16 protein-coding genes and 1 riboswitch are annotated in these 19550 nt (G+C 59.3%); of the genes, 13 read left to right on the top strand and 3 right to left on the bottom strand.

The features are described from left to right. Positions 1-150: 150 nt before the first annotated feature. On the bottom strand, positions 151-1458 hold the full coding sequence (gene uraA, locus AC06G8_RS17225; RefSeq protein WP_480283391.1) for a uracil permease: 1308 nt from the start codon (positions 1456-1458) through the stop codon (positions 151-153). A gap of 275 nt (positions 1459-1733) precedes the next feature. Beyond that, a riboswitch (SAM riboswitch) is annotated at positions 1734-1851 on the top strand. 132 nt (positions 1852-1983) lie between these two features. On the opposite strand from uraA, the gene metA reads away from it, so the two are divergent. From metA to mqnC, 4 genes are all read left to right on the top strand, one after another. Beyond that, positions 1984-2901, top strand: coding sequence for a homoserine O-acetyltransferase MetA (gene metA / locus AC06G8_RS17220; RefSeq protein ID WP_447663869.1), 918 nt, complete (start codon positions 1984-1986; stop codon positions 2899-2901). A 64-nt stretch (positions 2902-2965) separates the two neighbouring features. Continuing rightward, the gene (locus tag AC06G8_RS17215; RefSeq protein ID WP_447663868.1) at positions 2966-4135 is read left to right on the top strand and encodes an aminotransferase class I/II-fold pyridoxal phosphate-dependent enzyme; all 1170 of its coding nucleotides are present in this window, start codon (positions 2966-2968) and stop codon (positions 4133-4135) included. Then, positions 4132-5319, top strand: coding sequence for a trans-sulfuration enzyme family protein (locus AC06G8_RS17210; RefSeq protein WP_480283390.1), 1188 nt, complete (start codon positions 4132-4134; stop codon positions 5317-5319). The genes AC06G8_RS17215 and AC06G8_RS17210 overlap by 4 nt, the downstream gene beginning before the upstream one ends. Positions 5320-5667: 348 nt before the next feature. Continuing rightward, positions 5668-6801 carry a cyclic dehypoxanthinyl futalosine synthase gene (gene mqnC / locus AC06G8_RS17205; protein ID WP_447663866.1) on the top strand — a complete coding sequence of 378 codons (1134 nt, stop codon included), beginning with the start codon at positions 5668-5670 and terminating at the stop codon, positions 6799-6801. A 397-nt stretch (positions 6802-7198) separates the two neighbouring features. Here mqnC and AC06G8_RS17200 read toward each other — a convergent pair whose 3' ends face one another. After that, on the bottom strand, positions 7199-8308 hold the full coding sequence (locus AC06G8_RS17200) for a GGDEF domain-containing protein (protein WP_447663865.1): 1110 nt from the start codon (positions 8306-8308) through the stop codon (positions 7199-7201). Positions 8309-8522: 214 nt separating this feature from the next. Here AC06G8_RS17200 and ytxC point away from each other — a divergent pair, with 214 nt between their 5' ends. From ytxC to AC06G8_RS17185, 3 genes are all read left to right on the top strand, one after another. Then, complete coding sequence (gene ytxC / locus AC06G8_RS17195) at positions 8523-9464, top strand: sporulation protein YtxC (RefSeq protein ID WP_480283389.1); 942 nt, start codon at positions 8523-8525, stop codon at positions 9462-9464. Positions 9465-9794: 330 nt separating this feature from the next. Then, the gene (gene thrS / locus AC06G8_RS17190; RefSeq protein WP_480283388.1) at positions 9795-11732 is read left to right on the top strand and encodes a threonine--tRNA ligase; all 1938 of its coding nucleotides are present in this window, start codon (positions 9795-9797) and stop codon (positions 11730-11732) included. A gap of 78 nt (positions 11733-11810) precedes the next feature. Further along, entirely contained in the window at positions 11811-12536 is a 726-nt protein-coding gene (locus AC06G8_RS17185; protein ID WP_480283387.1) for a 3D domain-containing protein, read from the top strand. Between the two features lie 18 nt (positions 12537-12554). Here AC06G8_RS17185 and AC06G8_RS17180 read toward each other — a convergent pair whose 3' ends face one another. Then, positions 12555-13013, bottom strand: coding sequence for an Lrp/AsnC family transcriptional regulator (locus AC06G8_RS17180; protein WP_447663861.1), 459 nt, complete (start codon positions 13011-13013; stop codon positions 12555-12557). Between the two features lie 468 nt (positions 13014-13481). Here AC06G8_RS17180 and liaF point away from each other — a divergent pair, with 468 nt between their 5' ends. The 6 genes from liaF to AC06G8_RS17150 all read left to right on the top strand — a co-directional run bounded on the left by liaF (position 13482) and on the right by AC06G8_RS17150 (position 19550). Then, the gene (gene liaF, locus AC06G8_RS17175; RefSeq protein ID WP_480283386.1) at positions 13482-14591 is read left to right on the top strand and encodes a cell wall-active antibiotics response protein LiaF; all 1110 of its coding nucleotides are present in this window, start codon (positions 13482-13484) and stop codon (positions 14589-14591) included. Between the two features lie 9 nt (positions 14592-14600). Next, positions 14601-15638 (top strand): histidine kinase, encoded by a 1038-nt coding sequence (locus tag AC06G8_RS17170; RefSeq protein WP_480283385.1) that lies wholly within the window; start codon positions 14601-14603, stop codon positions 15636-15638. Then, positions 15635-16291 (top strand): response regulator, encoded by a 657-nt coding sequence (locus AC06G8_RS17165; protein ID WP_447663858.1) that lies wholly within the window; start codon positions 15635-15637, stop codon positions 16289-16291. Before AC06G8_RS17170 ends, AC06G8_RS17165 begins: the two co-directional genes overlap by 4 nt. 157 nt (positions 16292-16448) lie before the next feature. Further along, the gene (locus AC06G8_RS17160; protein ID WP_447663857.1) at positions 16449-16868 is read left to right on the top strand and encodes a YugN family protein; all 420 of its coding nucleotides are present in this window, start codon (positions 16449-16451) and stop codon (positions 16866-16868) included. Positions 16869-17102: 234 nt separating this feature from the next. Then, complete coding sequence (locus AC06G8_RS17155) at positions 17103-18692, top strand: S1C family serine protease (RefSeq protein ID WP_480283384.1); 1590 nt, start codon at positions 17103-17105, stop codon at positions 18690-18692. A 162-nt stretch (positions 18693-18854) separates the two neighbouring features. After that, positions 18855-19550: a response regulator transcription factor gene (locus AC06G8_RS17150; protein WP_447663855.1), complete on the top strand. Its 696-nt coding sequence runs from the start codon at positions 18855-18857 to the stop codon at positions 19548-19550.

Raw genomic sequence — 19550 nt, 5'->3', positions numbered from 1 at the left:
CGGAAGGGGCGGGATACCGGCTAAATCGGTCGATTAATCAGATGGAAATCGGAGATGGCGGCGGAAAGCCGGCCTTGGCCGGAAAGCAAAAAAGAGTTCCCAAGGCCGATACAGCCGAGGAAACTCTTCCTATCCTTCAAAAAGCGTCGATCAGTGCCCTTCCGCCCCGTCTTTTTCATTGGAAAGGCCGGTAACCTCGAACAGCTTGAACAGCAGGCTGAACACGACCGCTACGACGGTAGCTAGTGCCATGCCGGAAATGGAGAAGCTGCCGAACTTCAGCGACACGCCGCTGAGGCCGGTCACAAGCACGACTGTCGTCAGGAACAGGTTAGACGGCCGGCCGTAATCGACTTTCTCCTCGATCAGGATGCGCAGGCCTGAGGCCGCGATGACTCCGAACAGCAGCAGGGAGACGCCGCCCATGACCGCCGGCGGAATGTGGGCCACGAGCGCAGAGAACTTGCCGAAGAAAGACAGCAGGATGGCGATGACTGCCGCGCCGCCGATGACGAAGGTGCTGTAGACGCGGGTGATGGCGAGCACGCCGATGTTCTCGCCGTACGTCGTATTCGGCGTCGCTCCGACGAAGCCCGATACGATCGTGCTGAGGCCGTTGCCGAGCAGCGAGCGGTGCAGGCCGGGATCCTTGGACAGGTCCTTCTTCACGATGTTGCCGGTGACGACGAGATGGCCGACATGCTCGGCGATGACGACGAAGGCGGCCGGCAGGATGATGGCGATCGCGTTCCAGTCCAGCACCGGCATGGTGGCATGAGGCGCCTGCAGCCATCCGGCCGCGGCGATCGCTTCGCCCGCTTCATGCGTCATTCCCATGAAATAAGCGACGACATAACCGGTGACGATGCCGATCAGAATCGGAATGATCTTCAGGAAGCCGCGGAAGAGCACGGAGCCGAGGACGGTGACGAGCAGAGTGATGATGGAAAGGGTGATGACGTTCGAATCGGGCGTCCATGAGGCCGCCGTCGCCGCATCCGGGGCGATCCAGCCGGCCATGCGCGCGGCTACCGGCACAAGCTCGAGACCGATGACGGCGACGATGGCGCCCATAGCCGCCGGCGGAAAGACGACATGGATCCATCCCGTGCCTGCCGCCTGCACGATGAGGGCGACGATGGTGAAGACGATGCCAGCCGCGATGAAGCCGCCGAGCGCCGCCGCGTAGCCTCCTCCGGAAGCATGGGCCGCGATGACGCCGGCTGCCGGTCCGATGAAGGCGAAGCTGGAGCCGAGGTAGGCCGGGATGCGGCCTTTGGTCAGGAGAATGTAGAACAGGGTGCCGATGCCGTTCATAAGAAGGCAGATGGCTGGATCCACGCCCAGGATGTTGGGAACGAGAACGGTGGAGCCGAACATGGCGAACAGATGCTGCAGGCTGAGGAGAAGGCCCGGGCCGAGCGGCGGCCTTTCCAATACTCCGATTTCACGTTTCAAATTCATGACGCCCCTTTTTCTCGATTTGTTCGTGAAGGAAGAATGGCAGATGGGTTCCATTCTTCCCTTCTCGCCGCGACATGCCGCCTGGCTGCTATAGCCGCCGTACCGGTGCAAGCGGACAAAACTTCGTTGATTTTATCCGTTTCTGCCGTTTTTAGCAATGGGCAATATTTTGGGGCGGCGCTGCCGGATGCAATTCGCTTCTTGACGGCCCGCCCGGATATCCAGTATTGTAGGTACAGAAGCCGACTGGCCAATTGAATATCGATACTTTCTTATCAAGAGTAGGCGGAGGGACCAGCCCGATGAAGCCCGGCAACCGGCGTGCGAACGCACGGTGCTAATTCTTGCGGATGCGCATGCGGCAGCGGCGTGTCTGGGAGATGAGAGAGGCGCATGTGTTTCCGTCGATACGACCCTGCGACCCTTTCTCAAGCGCGAGAAGGGGTCTTTTTGCATGCAGCATCGCCTGTGACCCCGCCCCCTGCGATACCGTACAATTCATAAAAAGGAGTGACAGGCATGCCGATCAAAGTACCCGACCATCTGCCCGCCAAGGAGGTTCTGGCGGAAGAGAACATATTCGTCATGGACGAAAGCGTCGCCTACCATCAGGATATCCGCCCGCTGCGGATCGCAATCCTCAACCTGATGCCGAACAAGGAGACGACGGAGACGCAGCTGCTCCGCCTCATCGGCAATACGCCGCTGCAAGTGGAGGCCGTTCTGCTGCATCCTCGCACGCATACGTCGAAGAATACGTCGTCGGACCATCTGCAATCGTTCTACAAGACGTTCGACGAGATCGCCCATCTGTATTTCGACGGCATGGTCATCACCGGCGCTCCGGTGGAGCAGATGGCTTTCGAGGAAGTGAACTACTGGGAAGAGCTGAAGGACATCATGGACTGGAGCCGCAGCCACGTGACTTCGACCTTCCACATCTGTTGGGCTTCTCAGGCCGGTCTGTACCATCATTACGGCGTGCCCAAGTACGATCTCGACCGGAAGATCTTCGGCGTGTATCCGCATACGGTGGAGAAGCGCGGGGTCAACCTGCTGCGCGGCTTCGACGAGATGTTCTTCGTGCCGCAGTCGCGCCACACGGAGGTCCGCCGCGAGGATATCGAGGGCATAGCCGATCTCGACATCCTGTCGGAATCGCCGGAGGCCGGCGTGTACCTCGTCGCCTCCAAGGATGGGCGCCAGATCTTCGTCACCGGCCATTCCGAATACGATCCGGAGACGCTCAAGTACGAATACGACCGCGACGTCGCCAAAGGCATGGAGATCGCCCTGCCGATCAATTATTATCCCGGCAACGATCCGTCCCGCAAGCCTCTGTCCACCTGGAGGGCGCATGCCAACCTGCTGTACTCCAACTGGCTGAACTATTACGTCTACCAGCAGACGCCGTTTGATCTCGGAGCCCATATATAAGTCCGCGATCCGGCCGTTTGAACCCATTCATCCTACTTTATTGAAGCGAAGGAGCCAGCAGCCCATGAAGATCGAAAGCCGCCTTGCCCAAATCGGATCCATCGAAGAGCCGGTTACCGGATCGATCAGCTATCCCATCTACCAAGCGACCGCATACCGGCATCCGCGCCTCGGCCAGAGCACCGGGTTCGATTACGCCCGCACCAAGAGCCCGACCCGCAGCGTCCTGGAGGAAGCAGCCGCAGAGCTCGAATCCGGCGACGCCGCGTTCGCCTGCAGCTCCGGCATGGCCGCCTTGCAGACGATCTTCGCCATGTTCAGCCAAGGCGATCATCTCATCGTCTCCCTCGACCTGTATGGCGGCACCTACAGGCTGCTGGAGCGGATCATGTCGCGCTTCGGCGTCACGACCTCCTACATCGATACGAACGATATCGAGGGGATGGAGAAGCTGCGCCGTCCGGAGACGAAGGCGGTGCTGATCGAGACGCCTACCAATCCGCTCATGATGGTGACGGATATCAAGGCGGTATGCGGCTGGGCCAAGGAAAATGGCTTGCTGACGATCGTGGACAATACGCTGCTGACGCCGTTTTTCCAGCGCCCGCTGGAGCTTGGCGCGGATATCGTCATCCACAGCGCGACCAAATACCTGGGCGGACACAACGACGTTCTCGCCGGACTCATCGTCACCAAGGGCGGGGAGCTGTCGACGGAAATGGGCATTCTGCACAATTCCATCGGGGCGGTGCTCGGGCCCCAGGATTCCTGGCTGCTGATGAGAGGAATGAAGACGCTCGCCCTGCGCATGGAGCGCCATCAATACAACGCCACGCGGCTGGCGGAATATCTCCAAGGCCATCCCGCTGTCGCGGAAGTGTTCTATCCGGCGCTCAAGGACCATCCCGGCCATGAGATCCAGAACCGGCAGTCCTCCGGAAACACAGGCATTTTCTCCTTCAAAGTCAAGGATGCCCGCTACGTCGAGCCGATTTTGCGCCATATCAAGCTCATTGCCTTCGCCGAAAGCCTCGGCGGCGTCGAGTCGCTGATGACGTACCCGGCCGTCCAGACCCATGCGGACATTCCGGAGGAGATCCGCCGCGCTGTAGGCGTGGACGACCGGCTGCTGCGCTTCTCCGTCGGCATCGAGCATGCGGACGATCTCATCGATGATCTCGGGCAGGCTCTGGAAGCCGCGCGGACCGAGATCGAAGGCGGTGCGCAGGCATGAGCGGACAGGACAAGCAGCCGGAGAGCTGGCGCGCCGCGGACAAGCGGCGCTTCGCCACGAAGCTGATCCACTTCGGCTCCGAGGTGGACGAGTTCACGGGCGCCTCCAGCACGCCGATCGTGCAGGCATCTACGTTCCATCACCACGATATCTACAACCCGCCCAACCATGATTACAGCCGCTCGGGCAATCCGACCCGCGCCGCAGTCGAGGAAGCGATCGCCCTGCTGGAGGGAGGCGCCCGCGGGTTCGCCTTCGCCTCCGGCATGGCGGCCATCTCGACCGCCTTCCTGCTGCTGTCGGCGGGAGATCATGCCATCGTGACGGAAGACGTCTATGGAGGCACCTATCGCTTCCTGACGACGGTCCTGAGCCGAATGAACATCGAGACGACGTTCGTGGACATGACGGATCTGGACGCGGTTAAGGCTGCGCTGAAGCCGAATACCCGCGTCGTCTTCATGGAGACGCCGTCCAATCCGACGCTCAAGATTACGGATATCGCCGCCGTGGCGTCATGGGCCAAGGAGCATGGCATCCTGACGATGGTGGACAACACCTTCATGAGTCCTTACCACCAGCGTCCGCTGGAGCTCGGCGTCGATATCGTGCTGCACAGCGCGACGAAGTTTCTGGGCGGCCACAGCGACGTGCTTGCGGGCCTCGCGGTTACGGCCGACGAAGAGCTCGGCAAGCGCCTTTACGCCCTGCAGAACGGCCTTGGCGCGGTGCTGGCTCCGCAAGAGGCCTGGCTGCTCATGCGCGGCATGAAGACGCTGCAGGCGCGGATGGACCAGAGCGAGAGCAGCGCGCGGAGACTGGCGGACTGGCTGTCCCGGCATCCGGGCGTCGGCCGCGTGTATTATCCGGGGCTGCCGGATCATCCGGGCCGCGAAGTCCACGAGCGCCAGTCGCTCGGATACGGCGCGGTCGTGTCCTTCGATACCGGCAGCGCGGCGAGAGCCAAGGAAGTTCTCAGCAAGGTGCGTCTGCCGATCGTCGCCGTCAGCCTTGGCAGCGTGGAGAGCATTCTTTCCTATCCGGCGATGATGTCGCATGCGGCCATGCCTCCCGAGGTGCGGGCGCAGCGGGGCATCGGCGACGGCCTGCTGCGCTATTCGGTCGGGCTGGAGCATATCGACGACTTGATCGAGGATCTGGAAGAAGCGCTTCGGGAATCCTGACCGGAGCATTCGGCACCGTCGCTGTCGGCGGTGCTCTTTTTTACGGCCTTCCAATAGCTGATAAATGATATACGGATAGGGAGTGTGCTCTGAGCTTCATTGGCACAGCCTGGCCGATCTGGGAACGGGCCAAAATGCCCTTGAGAGGCGATATGGAGCGTTCTTGAGGCTGCAAGCCGGTTTTTAGCTTCTCCTCCTCACCGTAGCTGGAGATTCGTCGTCTTTTTGGAGAGTGACGATGGGACCTTGTTCATGTTAGGATTAGGTTGTGAAAATGGGAACGTACTATGTGAAATCGGGAACAATTACGGCCGGGAACGACCTGGCTTGCATAGAGGAGGCTGCCGGATGCAACAAGTGGACCGCGTGCTGGACAAGGCGCTGCTGGGAGAGAGGATCAGTCTCGAGGACTGCATCGTGCTTCTGGAATCGGACGAGATCGAGAAAATGGGACGAGTCGCAAATGAGCTCATGGTGCGCAGGCATCCCGAGCCGATCGTGACGTTCAACATCGGACGCAACATCAACTACACCAATATTTGCGACGTATACTGCCGCTTCTGCGCTTTCTATCGCCCTCCGGGCTCGAAGGAAGGCTATGTGCTGCCGGACGAGACGATCCTGCAGAAAATCCAGGAGACGGTCGATGTCGGCGGCGATGAGATCCTGATGCAGGGAGGGGTCAACCCCGATCTGCCTTTCCAGTACTATCTCGATATTTTGCGCAAGATCAAGGACCGCTTCCCTGAAGTGACCATGCACAGCTTCTCGCCGGCGGAGATCCAGAAGATGAAGGTGCTCTCCGGCTTGTCGCTGGACGAGACGCTGCTGAAGCTGCACGAGGCGGGACTGGATTCCTTGCCTGGCGGCGGCGGCGAGATTCTGGACGACCGCACCCGCCGCAAGATCAGCCGGCTGAAGGGTTCCTGGACCGACTGGATGGACACGATGAAGGCGGCTTGGCGCAACGGCATGAACACGACGGCGACGATGGTGTACGGATTCGGGGAATCGATGGAGGAGCGCGCCCTGCATATGCTGCGCGTCCGAGAAGCGCAGGACGAATGCAAGGCGCTCGGTTATCCTTCTCCCGGCTTCCTGGCCTTCATCACTTGGCCTTTCCAGCCGGACAATACGAACCTCAAACGGGAGAAATCCAAGCCGGAAGAATACCTCAAGATGGTGGCCATCAACCGGATCATGCTGGACAATATTCCGAACATGCAAGCGAGCTGGGTGACGATGGGGCCGGAGATCGGCAAGCAGTCGCTCTCGTACGGAGTCAACGACTTCGGCAGCACGATGCTGGAGGAGAACGTTGTGTCCGCGGCGGGGACGACCCACAAGGTCAACATCGAGCTGATTCTCCAGTATATCCGCGAGTCGGGCAAGATTCCTGCACAGCGCAACACGCGCTACGACATTCTTCGTGTCTTCCATGACGGAGAACACGCCGAACGCGACTTCGTCATGCAGAACTAGATGGTTGATCTCGACGCTAGTCCCGGTGGATCGCTCCGAGCGGTTCCCAGCGGACCAGCGTCTTTTTTGGTATGTGCCGCGGATTCGGAGCTGCTGTGAAGCTGAGCCTCGCAACGGATGAACGAAGGGACTTCGGGTTGCGGCGAGGCCACTGAAAATGTGTCGCTGCAGACGGAAATCATTCTTCCGATCGCTGTTGTCCCCAGATTTCTCTGATTTCTGCCGCTTTTAGCGGTTGAAATCCGGGGACAAAGGCGACCCCATCCGTTTCTCCAGAACGATTTCGCGCCTTACGCTACTTTTTCGGCGGCCTCGGGTTGCCGCCAGGCATCTTTTTTTTCGGCTGAAAAAACAGCCCCATGCTGCCTTCCAGGCGGCAATGGGGCTGTATGGTCGTTCAGGAGAAGCTTGCTTGGGGCATATCGGCTTCTTCCGCGATGATGATGCGGTTTTTGCCGGAGGATTTGGCGGCATAGAGGGCTTTGTCGGTTCGGGCAAAGAAATTCTCCTTGCCTTCGTCGGCATAATCGGAGAAACCGATGCTCACCGTAATGCGGCGGGTTCCGAGCTTGTCGTATACGGCCGAAGAAATCTTGCTCTGCATCGCCTCCAAAATATGAAGGGACTTCTCCGCGGCTCGGTCCGTGAAGATGACGGCAAGCTCCTCGCCGCCGTAACGGGCGACGAAATCGTTCATGCCGGCCTGGGCGCGGACGATCTCCGACACTTTCTTCAGGACGAGATCGCCGGCCCGATGGCCGAACTGATCGTTGACGCTCTTGAAATTGTCGATGTCGATCAAGGCAAGCTGCAGCGGCATCCCGCTGACATCATGGTGGTCGATCAGCTTGTCGAGGTATTCATGGAACGTAATATGATTGTAGAGTTCCGTAAGCGCGTCCGTTTTGGCCAGCTTGTCCATGATCGTATTCTTGACCATCAGCTCTTGGTTGAAGCGAGATGTATGGATGTAATACTGGCGCATTTCCTTGCCTCTCGCAATAACCCCCCAAGCCACAAGGCTGAATGCCCCCATCATGGCCGTAATGGAAAGCATGCCGACCAGGGAGATGTCAAGATTGTCGTTGAAGACGTAGAGGCAGAACAGGGATAGCAGGCAAAGGACGTCGGCAAAGACGAGCTTTTTGGAGGAAAAATAAAAAATGGACACCAGCACGGGCAGGAACAGCGCAATGACGATATAGTTCACTTCGATATTGATTTGAACGATGATGAAGGTCATGAGAGCGGAAGCGACCAGCAGCGAATAATCGCGCAGTCTCTCAGACAAATAGCGGATAGCAATCTCTGCCCCGACCAGCACGGAAAGATGGAGCACCGTTGGGAGCAGGATGTATTTCTTGAAGAAGATTCCGGAAGCAAGCGGAGTGATGAAGGCCAGATACAAGAATTCGAATAAGATCATTAAACCGAGCAGGCACCAGAATCCATTCATCAGCATCCTGTTCCAGCGCGCTCGGGTGAAGTCCAGCAATTGATCGTCCAAATAGAGTCACTCCAGCATGCAAGCTTGGTTACACGTTAATCAATATACCATGAAAAGATCGCCAATCCAATCCTCATTATGAATAGGAAATGTCCGCAGAACCACCTTTTTCCTCCTCCGGAAAATGCTTATTCCAGGCCTCATGCCCTTCTCCTCGCCGAATATCCGACCATGCCGGGCATATACTAAAGCGAAGGAAAGGGGTTGAGCGCGCATGGAGCTGCTTGTTGTGGATCTCATCGCGGAGGAAGAAGACCGCGGCGAGGCCTTGTGCCGCGAGCTGAACGGGGCAAGCTCCGGCTGGGCGGAAGGTGCGGAGCGATTATGGGACTGGTCGCCGGGAGCGTCCGGCCGCAGCCTGATCTGCACGGCCCGGCTGCCCGGATTCTCTCTCTCCGAGCATGGAGGACTTGTCTATGCGCAGGCCGCAGCCATGCTGTCGGGCTATATCATCGAGCGTTACGAGCCTGTGCTCATCCGCACGATCATCCGCAAGCAATTTCATTATACCGGCGACGAAGAGATCGCTACTATAGAGCAGTGCTGCAGGCTGGTCCTGTCCGGCGAGCAGTGGCATATCGAGGAGCCGCATCCGCTCGCGGGAGGAGAGGCGAGCAGCCGCGGGCAGCGGGAGGCCAAAGTGGCCACGGAGCTGGAAGGCTTCCTCGCGGAGAATACGCGTCTCAACCTCCAGGGGTTCGTGACGTTCAGGCTGCAGGGCTATTGGCAGGAGCTGCGTGAAGCGGCGGAGTATGCGGTCGAGGAATACGTCATGGATAAGCAGTATCAGGAATTCATTTCCCTGCTCAAATATTTCGTGGCGGTGCAGCCGAGCCGCCGCAAGCTTGTCCATGTCGTCCAGGATGACGGACAGGAGATCAAGCTTCTGGACGCGGATTTCCTTCCGCTGGACACCCGCTCCGAGGACCGCGCCATCGCCGAGCTGGTGGATGCCGAGCTCAACGTGGAGGATATGGTCCTGAGCAGCCTGATTACGGCCGCGCCGGCCTCGATCCGGATCCATACCCCGACTCCGGATCATCAGGTCATCCGTACGATCCAGGCCATTTTCGAGCAGCGCGCCGAAGTATGTCCAGGCTGCCGCGATTGCGGAGTCGGCGGGACCTCCCAGGCTTTGGGCGCCGGAGAGCCTTGACGGGCAACGTTCCGCTTCTATATAATGTGGTCAAAGCATTGATGAAGCCAAGCGGCGTTTGACGCGCGTCCCAGAGATAGGAATCCCGGCTGAAAATTCCTAACGCAGGCGCAAGCGGCCGTACCCCTTCGAAGCTGCATGATGGAACCCGGACCTGTCCGGAAAGTAAATGATGCCGGCCTAATCCCCGTTACCGGATCCCAGAGAACGCCTCGGCGTTGAATTAGGGTGGAACCACGGGTCTGAACGTACAGCACTCGTCCCTTTGCGGGACGCAGTGCTTTTTTGCGTCCTTAAGATCCTATTTATAAATCAGGAGGCGGCATGACAATGGCAATTGAAATCAGGCTTCCCGACGGCGCGGTCCGTGCTTATGAGCCGGGAGCGACAATCGAGGACGTAGCGGGATCCATCAGCTCCGGACTGCGGAAAAATGCGGTGGCGGGCAAGCTGGACGGAAAAGTCGTGGATTTGAACACGGAGATCATGGACGGATCGCTTGTCGAGATCGTCACGCTCGATTCGGCGGACGGACTTGAGGTATACCGTCACAGCACGGCACATCTGATGGCCCAAGCGATCAAGCGCATCTACGGAGAGAAGACGGTCAAGCTGGGCATCGGTCCGGTCATTGAGGACGGCTTCTATTACGATATCGATCTGGAGCAATCCATCACCCCTGAGGATCTGGAAGTGATCGAGAAGGAGATGGAGCGGATCATCAAGGAAGATATTCCGATCCGCCGCCGCGAGGTCAGCCGCGAAGAGGCTCTGGCAACGTTCGAGAAGATGGAAGACCCGCTCAAGCTGGAGCTGATCCGCGACCTTCCGGAAGGCTCGGTCATCACCATCTACGACCAGGGCGAATTTTTCGATCTATGCCGAGGGCCGCATCTGCCGTCCACGGGCAAGATCAAGGCGTTCAAGCTGCTGAGCGTTGCCGGAGCCTACTGGCGCGGCGATTCCAAGAACAAGATGCTGCAGCGGATCTACGGCACCGCTTTCCCGAAGAAGGCGCAGCTGGACGAGCATCTTCATCTGCTCGAGGAAGCCAAGAAGCGCGACCACCGCAAGCTCGGCCGCGAGCTGAAGATGTTCACGTTCTCCAAGGAAGTCGGACAAGGCTTGCCGATCTGGCTGCCTAACGGCGCCCGCGTGCGCCGCACGCTGGAGCGCTACATCGTCGACCTCGAAGAAAAGCTCGGTTACCAGCATGTCTATACGCCGGTGCTGGCCAATGTTGAGCTGTACAAAACGAGCGGGCACTGGGAGCACTACAGCGAGGACATGTTCCCCAAGATGGTCATGGACAACGAGGAGCTTGTGCTGCGTCCGATGAACTGTCCCCACCATATGATGGTGTTCAAAAGCGACATGCGCAGCTACCGCGACCTGCCGATCCGCGTAGCGGAGCTCGGCACGATGCACCGCTACGAAATGTCCGGCGCCCTGACCGGATTGCATCGCGTTCGGGCCATGACCCTGAACGACGCGCATATCTTCTGCCGTCCCGATCAGATCAAGGAAGAATTCGCGCGTGTCGTCAACCTGATCCGCAAGGTATACGAAGACTTCGGCATCAAGGAATACCGCTTCCGTCTCAGCTACCGGGATCCGCAGGATACGGAAAAGTACTTCCAGAACGACGAGATGTGGGAAATGTCCCAGCGCATGCTGCGCGAAGTCGTCGAGGAGCTCGGCTTGCCTTTCTTCGAGGCGGAGGGAGAAGCCGCATTCTACGGTCCTAAGCTCGACGTGCAGATCAAGACGGCTCTCGGCAAGGAAGAGACGCTCTCTACGGCTCAGCTGGACTTCCTGCTTCCGGAACGCTTTGAGCTCGAGTATGTGGGCGAGGACGGCAAGAAGCATCGTCCGGTCGTCATCCACCGCGGCATTATCAGCACGATGGAGCGCATGACCGCTTTCCTGCTGGAGAATTTCGCCGGCGCTCTGCCGCTCTGGCTGAGCCCTCAGCAAGCACGCGTCATTCCGGTATCCCAGGTATACGAAGGTTATGCCCGCCAAGTCGAGGAGCAGCTGCTTGCGGCAGGCATCCGCGCCGAGAGCGACCTGCGCAACGAAAAGCTCGGCTACAAGATCCGCGAGGCGCAGCTGGAGAAGATTCCGTACATGCTGATCGTCGGCGAGAATGAAGCCGGAGCCGGCACGGTCTCGGTGCGCAAGCGCGGAGAAGGGGACATCGGGGCGAAGCCGGTAACCGAGCTTGCAGCGGAGCTGGCAGAGGAAATCGCCAAGAAAACCGTTTAATTGAAGCAAAATTCGACAAAAACTGAATAAAGCCTGCGGGCAGTGGGTAACCTCCGTTTAAAGGGGAGATCACTGACTATGCCCACAGGCTTTTTGTTTTACCGAAAATCCATCCATCTTCTCGTTGTTGCCGCGATTATCGTCCTCGTCCTCGACTCAGGCCGCGTGCCGGTCATAGCCGATTCGGAGTCCGATGCCGCGCCTCGCAAGCTGGAGCAGAGAACCAATGCTGTACCTGTTCCCGAGCGGGCTGCCGTACGTCGTCCCGCTCCGAAGGCGGCGGACAAGCCTGCCGCTCCGCCGCAGCCCGCTGCCGCACAGCGGTCGGCGTCGCCTGGGATGCCGGATGCCGTCTCGTCTGCGCCGGAGCAGCCCCAGCAAGAAAGGCTTGCACCGGTCAAGAGCATCTCGGTGCTGGCGACAGGTTATACGGCCGGAATCGAATCGACCGGCAAGAGGCCTGGACATCCGCTCTACGGCATCACCCGTTCCGGTGTCAAGGTCATGCGGGGGCAGGTGTCGACGATCGCCGCGGATACGAAGGTGCTTCCGATAGGGACGCTGCTCTTCATACCAGGATACGGTTATGGGGTCGTGGCGGACACCGGCTCCAAGATCAAGGGGAAGCGGATCGACCTTTACTTCGACACGACCCGCCAGGTCTACAAGGAGTGGGGAAAGAAACAGGTTACGGTCCAGGTAATCAGGTATGGCTCCGGCAAGCTCGACCAGCGCATGCTGAACCGGCTGAATGAAACGGTGAAAGCCGTCGGAGTGCAGCAGCCGAAGAAAACCAAGCTATAAAAAAACCGCCAGCCGGCCTTATACGTCAAGGCCGCTGGCGGATTTGAACTTGCGGATCATGAGCTGGGTCTGCACATTGACGACCCCTTCCAGAACGTATAGCTTGTCGTACAAGAACTTCTCGAGTTCATTCTCATCTCGCAGCAGTGCGTGGACATGCAGCGTGCTGGAGCCGGTCATCTGATAAATGTTGACGACCTGCATCTCCTCCGACAGCTGCTGTCCGACAGAGTCGACGCAGCGCGGCTCGACCTGGACCTCGAAGAAGGCGGATACCGTACGGCCAAGCTTGGCCACGTTGACACGTACTGTGAAATGTTCAAGCACGCCGCTCTCCAGCAGGGATTCGACCCTCTTCTGGATGGCAACGCGCGAGAGGCTCAGCGTTTCCCCGATCTTGGCGTAGGGCATCCTTCCGTTCTCTAGGAGCAGCTGTACAATCTGTTGATCGATATCGTCCAAATGGGGGAGTTTCATTGAAGCGGACTCCTTTCGCAAACTGATCTCGTGTTAATAAACATAACATAATCATTCGACATTGAATAGTCATTTTTTGATTTCGAACAGCAAGCTTACCCCACTGATTTGACGCTTTACGTAATTAAATCACTGCCATTCCGCGGATATGGAAGCAATGAATCCACATTCTTCTCCTTTAGGAATGAATTAAATGTTATATATATGTCATATTTGGACCTGATTATGAAGGCCGCACAGTTTTCCGCTAGCCCCTGCCGCTTCTGCACTCGCAGCAGCGGCTTTTTCGTATTTTGGAACCATAGTGGGAGTGCCGGCAAGTTTTCATAGGAGGTTTCCTTTATTTAGTGCTTGCCTCCGTCTGCAGACGGAGAAGGGAATCAACCGTCAGACTCTACCTGCATGTTGAGCGGCACGGTATAATGAGGACACGAAAGCAGATGAGAAGGGCAAGGAGATGTCGATAGCATGAAACAAACCCATATATGCCGAGTTCTCGGAGGACTGGCCATAGCGGCAGTCGGCGGCTTGTTCATCCTTCACCAGATGGGGATGCTCGGCTTCCAGCATCTTGACATCGGAGGGTTCATCAGCCGATATTGGCCGCTTGTTCCGCTCTTGATGGGGCTGTCCACGCTGTTCTCGGGAGGATCGCTCTGGGCCGGCGCGGCCATGGTGCTGTTCGGACTCGTGATGCTGGGGCGCAACATGGGATTTTCGTACTGGTCGTTCGGCGACGCGGCGCAGTTTCTGCTCCCTGTAGTCGCCATCGTGTTCGGACTGAGGATGGTCTTCTCGCGCGGCGGCCGGCGGCAGCGCCATGAAGAGCCGGAAGACGACGGAGAGTGGACCTCGTACACTTCTTATCAAGGTCCCGTTCCCCCGGCTCCTCCGCTGCATCCGGACCCGCTGCATCCGGAAGAAGGGCCCGGACGGCCGGGAGATGGCGGAAGGTTCGGGAAGGATGGACAGCCGGCTCATGGCGGCGCCCAGGCACCGGCCGGCAATGCCGGAGACGGTTACGCTGAGCGGGAGTCCGGCTGGTCTCCGGAGCCGGGCCGGCCGGTGGACTGGAAGCGGGCCAAGCATGAATTCAAGCAAGCGAGGCGCGAATACCGGGATGCGCATCGCCGCCACCGCGGCCATGGCCGCGGCAGGGATCATCATGGCCGCACGGAATGGTGGAACACGGATCCGAACGCTCAGACACGCTCCAACTTCATCGGGGATATCCATCTCGGCCATGATTACTGGGATCTCGTTCCGCTCAACATCTCCCATTTCATCGGAGACACCGTGCTGGATCTGACTCGCGCGAACATTCCGACGGGAGAGACGAAAATTACGATCAGCTCTTTCATTGGAGACGTGAAAGTATTCCTCCCCGCCGATTCGGATGTCGGCATTCAGGTCGTATCGAGCGCCTTCATCGGCGATTCCAAGGTGCTTGGACGCAAGGAAGGCGGGATGTTCCAGCATTCGGATACGCAGAGCCCGAGCTTCCGCGAATCAGAACGCAAGATCAAGCTGGTGTGCAGCACATTTATCGGAGATGTCCGGGTGACGAAGGTAGGGTGAGGTCGGGACGTGGTCGTTAAGCTGCTTAGAAGCGGCAGGCTGGAGCTGATATCGTTCTTCGTGCTCAGCACGGTCGTGCCATGGTGTGTCATGTACTGGATCAAGCAAGGATGGATGCACAAAGCGTCTTCCGGCCAGCTGTGGCTGACGGGAACGCTCCTGTGCCTGATTGTCAGCATCGGCCTCGGATATTGGATCGGCAAGCGTCAGCAGAACCGTATCGACGCCGTGCATCTGGCGCTCAAGCAGGCCGCGAGCGGCAATCTGGCGGCTCGTCTGCCGGAAGGAGAAGGATATTCGCTGGCGGGGGCTTACCATGAATTCAACCTGATGGCCGAAACGCTGGAGAGGAAGCTCCAGGTGATGCAGCGGCAGAACGAGATCCGCGTGCTGCAGCAGGCGGCATCGAATGAAGAAGCCGTTCTGGAGGAGCGCAAGCGGCTGGCGCGGGACCTGCATGACACTGTCAGCCAGCAGCTGTTCGCCATCCATATGTCGGCCTCTTCCCTGCCCAAGCTGCTCGAGATCAGTCCCGAGCGGGCCGGCGAAGTCATGAAACAGCTCATCACGATGTCCTCTCATGCTCAGAAGCAGATGAGAGGCTTTATCGCGCAGCTGCGGCCGCTGGAGCTGGAGGGCCGCTCGCTCGAGGATGCGCTGGCGCGCTGGTTCCCGGATTACTGCAGGCAGAACGGCCTGCAAGGCGTCCTTGACTGGAGGGTGGAGGAAGAGGTTTCCGAGGCCAAGGAGCATCAGCTGTTCCTGATCGTGCAGGAAGCGATGGCCAACGTCGTGAAGCATGCGGGGGCCGGCAGCGTCACGCTCTCGTTGTCCGATACGCCCAGCAGCCTGACTTTGGTGCTGCAGGACGACGGCCAGGGCTTCCGGGCGGATCAGGTCCGTCCGGGCTCCTACGGCCTCTCGACGATGCAGGAGCGGGCGATGCAGCTGGGCGGCGACGCAGCCATTATCAGCAAGCCGGGAGGAGGCACGCGGATCCGCGTGTCCCTGCCGAAATATGGAACTGAGGAGCGGGAAGAACAATGACGGGAACCGAATGCTGCCGGATCATGATCGTGGACGACCATGACATGGTCCGTACCGGTCTGAGGACTTATTTGATGCTGGAGCCCAAATTCGAGGTGGTCGCAGAAGCGGGCAGCGGCGAGGAAGCGCTGCGCCTGCTTGACGGGATGGAGGAGCTTCCCCATCTCGTCCTGATGGACCTGATGATGCCGGGCATAGACGGCGTAGAGGCGACTCGCCGGATCACGGAGAATTTTCCGTCCGTAAAAGTCGTGCTCCTGACCAGTTTCCTGGAGGATGAGAAAGTCGTTGCGGCCGTCGAGGCCGGAGCAGTCAGCTACGTGCTCAAGACGGTCAGCTCCGAGGAGCTCATCTATGCGCTCAGCGGCGCGCTGCGGGGCATGCCCGTCATGACGGCGGACGTCTCGCAGGCGCTCACCCGCGGGCTGCGCCAGCGCTCCGCGCAGATCGTCGACGAGGGATTGACGGAGCGGGAGAAGGAAGTGCTGCTGCTGGTCGCGGAAGGCCAGGCCAACAAGGAAATCGCCGAAGAGCTTCATATCAGCATCAAAACGGTTAAGACACATGTAAGCAACCTGCTGATGAAATGCGAGGTCGATGACCGGACGCAGCTGGCGGTCTATGCCCATCGCAAAGGATGGGTCAAATCCTGATCGGGATCGGCCAGCGGTGGATTCGAACTGAAGCATGACGAGAACGACATGGGGAAGGGTTCAGGACGTCAACGCGGCCGTCCGGCAGCTTTCTGCACATAACGCCCGATCCGGCAGGGAATGCTGACCATATCGAAGCTGACAAGGAGAGATATCCATGATTGAGATCGCATCCCCATTGGAATCGACCGAGCATGACTTCGTACAGATCAAGCGCGTGCTGGATAAGCAGGGCTTCGTGCTGGGAGGCAATTGGGATTACGGCAACGGGTCCTTCGACTTGAATCTGGACGAAGAGAACAAGGTATGGCTGCGCTTGCCGTTCGACGTGCTGCGCGGCAACGTGGACGACCAGACCGAGGACAACGACGCCTCTATCAAGCTGACCACTCCGTACGTGCTTCGCCATCTGTACCGGGAAGGCAGCGATCCGGAAGCGAAGATGCGCACGGTAGGCGCGCTGTTCGACCAGTTCCAGGCGCCAGTCGACCCGGATGCCGACGTCGCTCCGGAATGGGTGGAGAAAGCCAAGCAGGTGCTTGACGACACCGAGGCGCAGCTCAACGTTCCCCGCTGAATCTATCTTTTGGGCAAGGCCTTTGACCCGTTCAGGCGGAATCAAAGGTTTTTTATTTTGTCTTATGCCCTTTTTCAGTTTCTTTTAAGGTAGATTGTGCAAGATAGACACATAACCATTCCACGCTGGTTCCACGGACGGCAAGGCCGCGGGCAAGCCATTCCGCAGGCAGTCCGGCGCCTCCCGCGGGGAGGATGAGGGAGCTCATTTCATAGAATCGAGGAGGAATTTTCGATGGAAGACAATCGCAATGGCAACGGCCGCTTCGACGGATTCTGGGACGAAGAGAGCAAGAAGAACGAGGAACGCGCAAAACAGGATTCGCCGGATAACTCCGGCGGCGAGCGCCAGGAAGGCTCCTCTTACTACTATTCCTACGGCCCCTTCCGCCAAGGACAGCCCGACCGGCAGGAGCCGCGCCGGGAAGGGCAGCCTTCCGGGACCTACGGCGCTTCCGAGGAGCGCCCGCAGGAGGGCCAATCACGCGAGGTCGTCGTGACGCCTCCCCGCCAGCTGCGCCCGTTCGTACCGGCTTCCAATGCAGGCAAGGGCGAGTGGCAGAGCGGCGGCGGAAGCGGCGGCAAGCGGCGCGGAGGAGGCTTCCGCACCGCGGCCGTATCCTTCCTCGCCGGCGTGATCGCGGTCGGCGGCCTGATGTGGGCGTCGGATGAGAACGATTGGTTCACGAAGGGACAGGCGCTGACCTCTTCGGGCATCGTATCGGGCCAAGGAGACAGCACCGCGACCGCCAGCAAGGTTTCTACGGCGGCCGACACGACCCGTCCGATGAACATCTCGCAGATATCGGAAAAAGCTTCGCCGGCAGTCGTGCTGATCACGACCTACAGCAACGCCAGCAGTTCTTATGGCGGCGGCCTCGACAGCGACCCGTTCTTCCGCCAGTTCTTCGGCGACCAGTTCGGGGGCGGCAGCCGCGGCCAGCAGGGCGGAGAGCTGCAGGAAACGGGACTCGGCTCCGGATTCTTCTTTGAGAAAGACGGCTATATTCTGACGAACCAGCATGTCATCGACGGTGCGCAGCAGATCAAGGTCAAGGTGCAGGGCACGACCAAGGAGCTGGAAGCGAAGCTGCTCGGAGCGCGCAAGGATCTCGACCTCGCCGTGCTCAAGGTAGAGCCGCAGGACGGCAAGGACTTCCCGACGCTGCCGCTCGGCGACTCCGAAGCCAGCAGCATCGGCGACTGGCTCGTCGCCATCGGCAACCCGAACGGCTTCGACCATTCCGTTACGGTCGGCGTGCTGAGCGCCCGCGAGCGTACGATCCAGGTCGCTTCGGAATCCGGCGGCACCGCGCGCAACTACCAGCATCTGCTGCAGACGGACGCCTCTATCAACCCCGGCAACTCCGGCGGTCCGCTGATCAACATGAACGGCGAAGTCATCGGCATCAATACCGCCATCAGCGCGGACTCGCAGGGCATCGGCTTCGCGATCCCGACGAGCACGATCAAGGAAGTCGTGGATCAGCTGAAGGCCGGCCAAAGCTCCGCTCCAAGCCCGTTCATCGGCGCGACGCTGGCTGACATCACGGACCAGATGAAGCAGGAGCTCGGCCTCAGCAGCACGGAAGGCTCCATCGTCCGGGAAACGACGTTCAATGCTCCGGCCTACAAGGCAGGCCTGCAGCAATATGACGTCATCACCGGCATGGATGGAACGAAGTACAAAACGAAGGAAGACCTGATCGCGGTCATCCAGAAGAAAAAAGTCGGCGACAAGGTGACGATGAACGTCATCCGCAACGGCAAGAAGATGGACATCACGATCGAGATCGGCGACAAGAGCAAGTACAACGTCGAATAACCGTACGACGAATGTCCGGTTGTTCCGGAGCGCAGGCGTAGTGACGCCTGCGCTCCTCTTATGTCCGCCCCGCCGGGGAAGCGGGACGGACCGGCTGCGGATTTCAATTCGCCGCCGGCTGAGGTAGGATAGATTCAACGAGCAAGCGAGGGGAGCTGGGCCATGAGACCGCATATCGTGGTGGTAGACGATGATGAGAAGATTACATCCATGCTGCGCCGCAGCCTGGCGTTCGAGGGATACGAGGTCACGACGGCCGGCAACGGGCTGGAAGGGCTCAAGGCGCTGCTCGGAGCCGATCCGCAGCTGCTGATCCTGGACGTCATGATGCCGCAGGTGGACGGCTGGGAAGTATGCAGGCGCGTCAGGGAAGGCGGCAGCGCCGTGCCGATCCTGATGCTGACCGCCAAGGACGATATCCATGACCGCGTGAAGGGGCTCGATCTCGGCGCGGACGATTATCTGGTGAAGCCGTTCGCGCTCGAGGAGCTGCTCGCGCGGGTGCGCGCGCTGCTGCGCCGCAAGCCGGACAAGCTGGATGAGCCGGGCAACCGGCTGTCCTTCGAGAATCTCATTCTCGACCTGGATTCCCGCGAAGCGATGCGCGGCGGACGCCGCATCGAGCTGACCGCCAAGGAATTCGACCTGCTCCATCTGTTCATGCAGAATCCGAAGCGCGTCCTTACCCGCGACTCCATCATGGACAAGATCTGGGGCTACGATTATAGCGGGGAGTCGAACGTGCTGGAAGTTTATATCGCCATGCTGCGGCAGAAAACCGAGGATGCCGGCACAGACAGCCGCCTGATCCAGACGGTCCGGGGCACCGGTTACGTCCTCCGCGGAGGAGTGAGCTAG

This window comes from Paenibacillus sp. SJS-P3 (assembly GCF_056711585.1).
This window is presented reverse-complemented; position numbering and strand designations above follow the sequence as displayed.

Excerpts from the sequence above, each read along its gene's own strand:
- metA (WP_447663869.1), top strand. The coding sequence starts at position 1,984 with ATGCCGATCAAAGTACCCGACCATCTGCCCGCCAAGGAGGTTCTGGCG.
- AC06G8_RS17215 (WP_447663868.1), top strand. The coding sequence starts at position 2,966 with ATGAAGATCGAAAGCCGCCTTGCCCAAATCGGATCCATCGAAGAGCCG.
- AC06G8_RS17210 (WP_480283390.1), top strand. The coding sequence starts at position 4,132 with ATGAGCGGACAGGACAAGCAGCCGGAGAGCTGGCGCGCCGCGGACAAG.
- mqnC (WP_447663866.1), top strand. The coding sequence starts at position 5,668 with ATGCAACAAGTGGACCGCGTGCTGGACAAGGCGCTGCTGGGAGAGAGG.
- ytxC (WP_480283389.1), top strand. The coding sequence starts at position 8,523 with ATGGAGCTGCTTGTTGTGGATCTCATCGCGGAGGAAGAAGACCGCGGC.
- thrS (WP_480283388.1), top strand. The coding sequence starts at position 9,795 with ATGGCAATTGAAATCAGGCTTCCCGACGGCGCGGTCCGTGCTTATGAG.
- AC06G8_RS17185 (WP_480283387.1), top strand. The coding sequence starts at position 11,811 with ATGCCCACAGGCTTTTTGTTTTACCGAAAATCCATCCATCTTCTCGTT.
- AC06G8_RS17180 (WP_447663861.1), bottom strand. The coding sequence starts at position 13,013 with ATGAAACTCCCCCATTTGGACGATATCGATCAACAGATTGTACAGCTG.
- liaF (WP_480283386.1), top strand. The coding sequence starts at position 13,482 with ATGAAACAAACCCATATATGCCGAGTTCTCGGAGGACTGGCCATAGCG.
- AC06G8_RS17165 (WP_447663858.1), top strand. The coding sequence starts at position 15,635 with ATGACGGGAACCGAATGCTGCCGGATCATGATCGTGGACGACCATGAC.
- AC06G8_RS17160 (WP_447663857.1), top strand. The coding sequence starts at position 16,449 with ATGATTGAGATCGCATCCCCATTGGAATCGACCGAGCATGACTTCGTA.
- AC06G8_RS17155 (WP_480283384.1), top strand. The coding sequence starts at position 17,103 with ATGGAAGACAATCGCAATGGCAACGGCCGCTTCGACGGATTCTGGGAC.
- AC06G8_RS17150 (WP_447663855.1), top strand. The coding sequence starts at position 18,855 with ATGAGACCGCATATCGTGGTGGTAGACGATGATGAGAAGATTACATCC.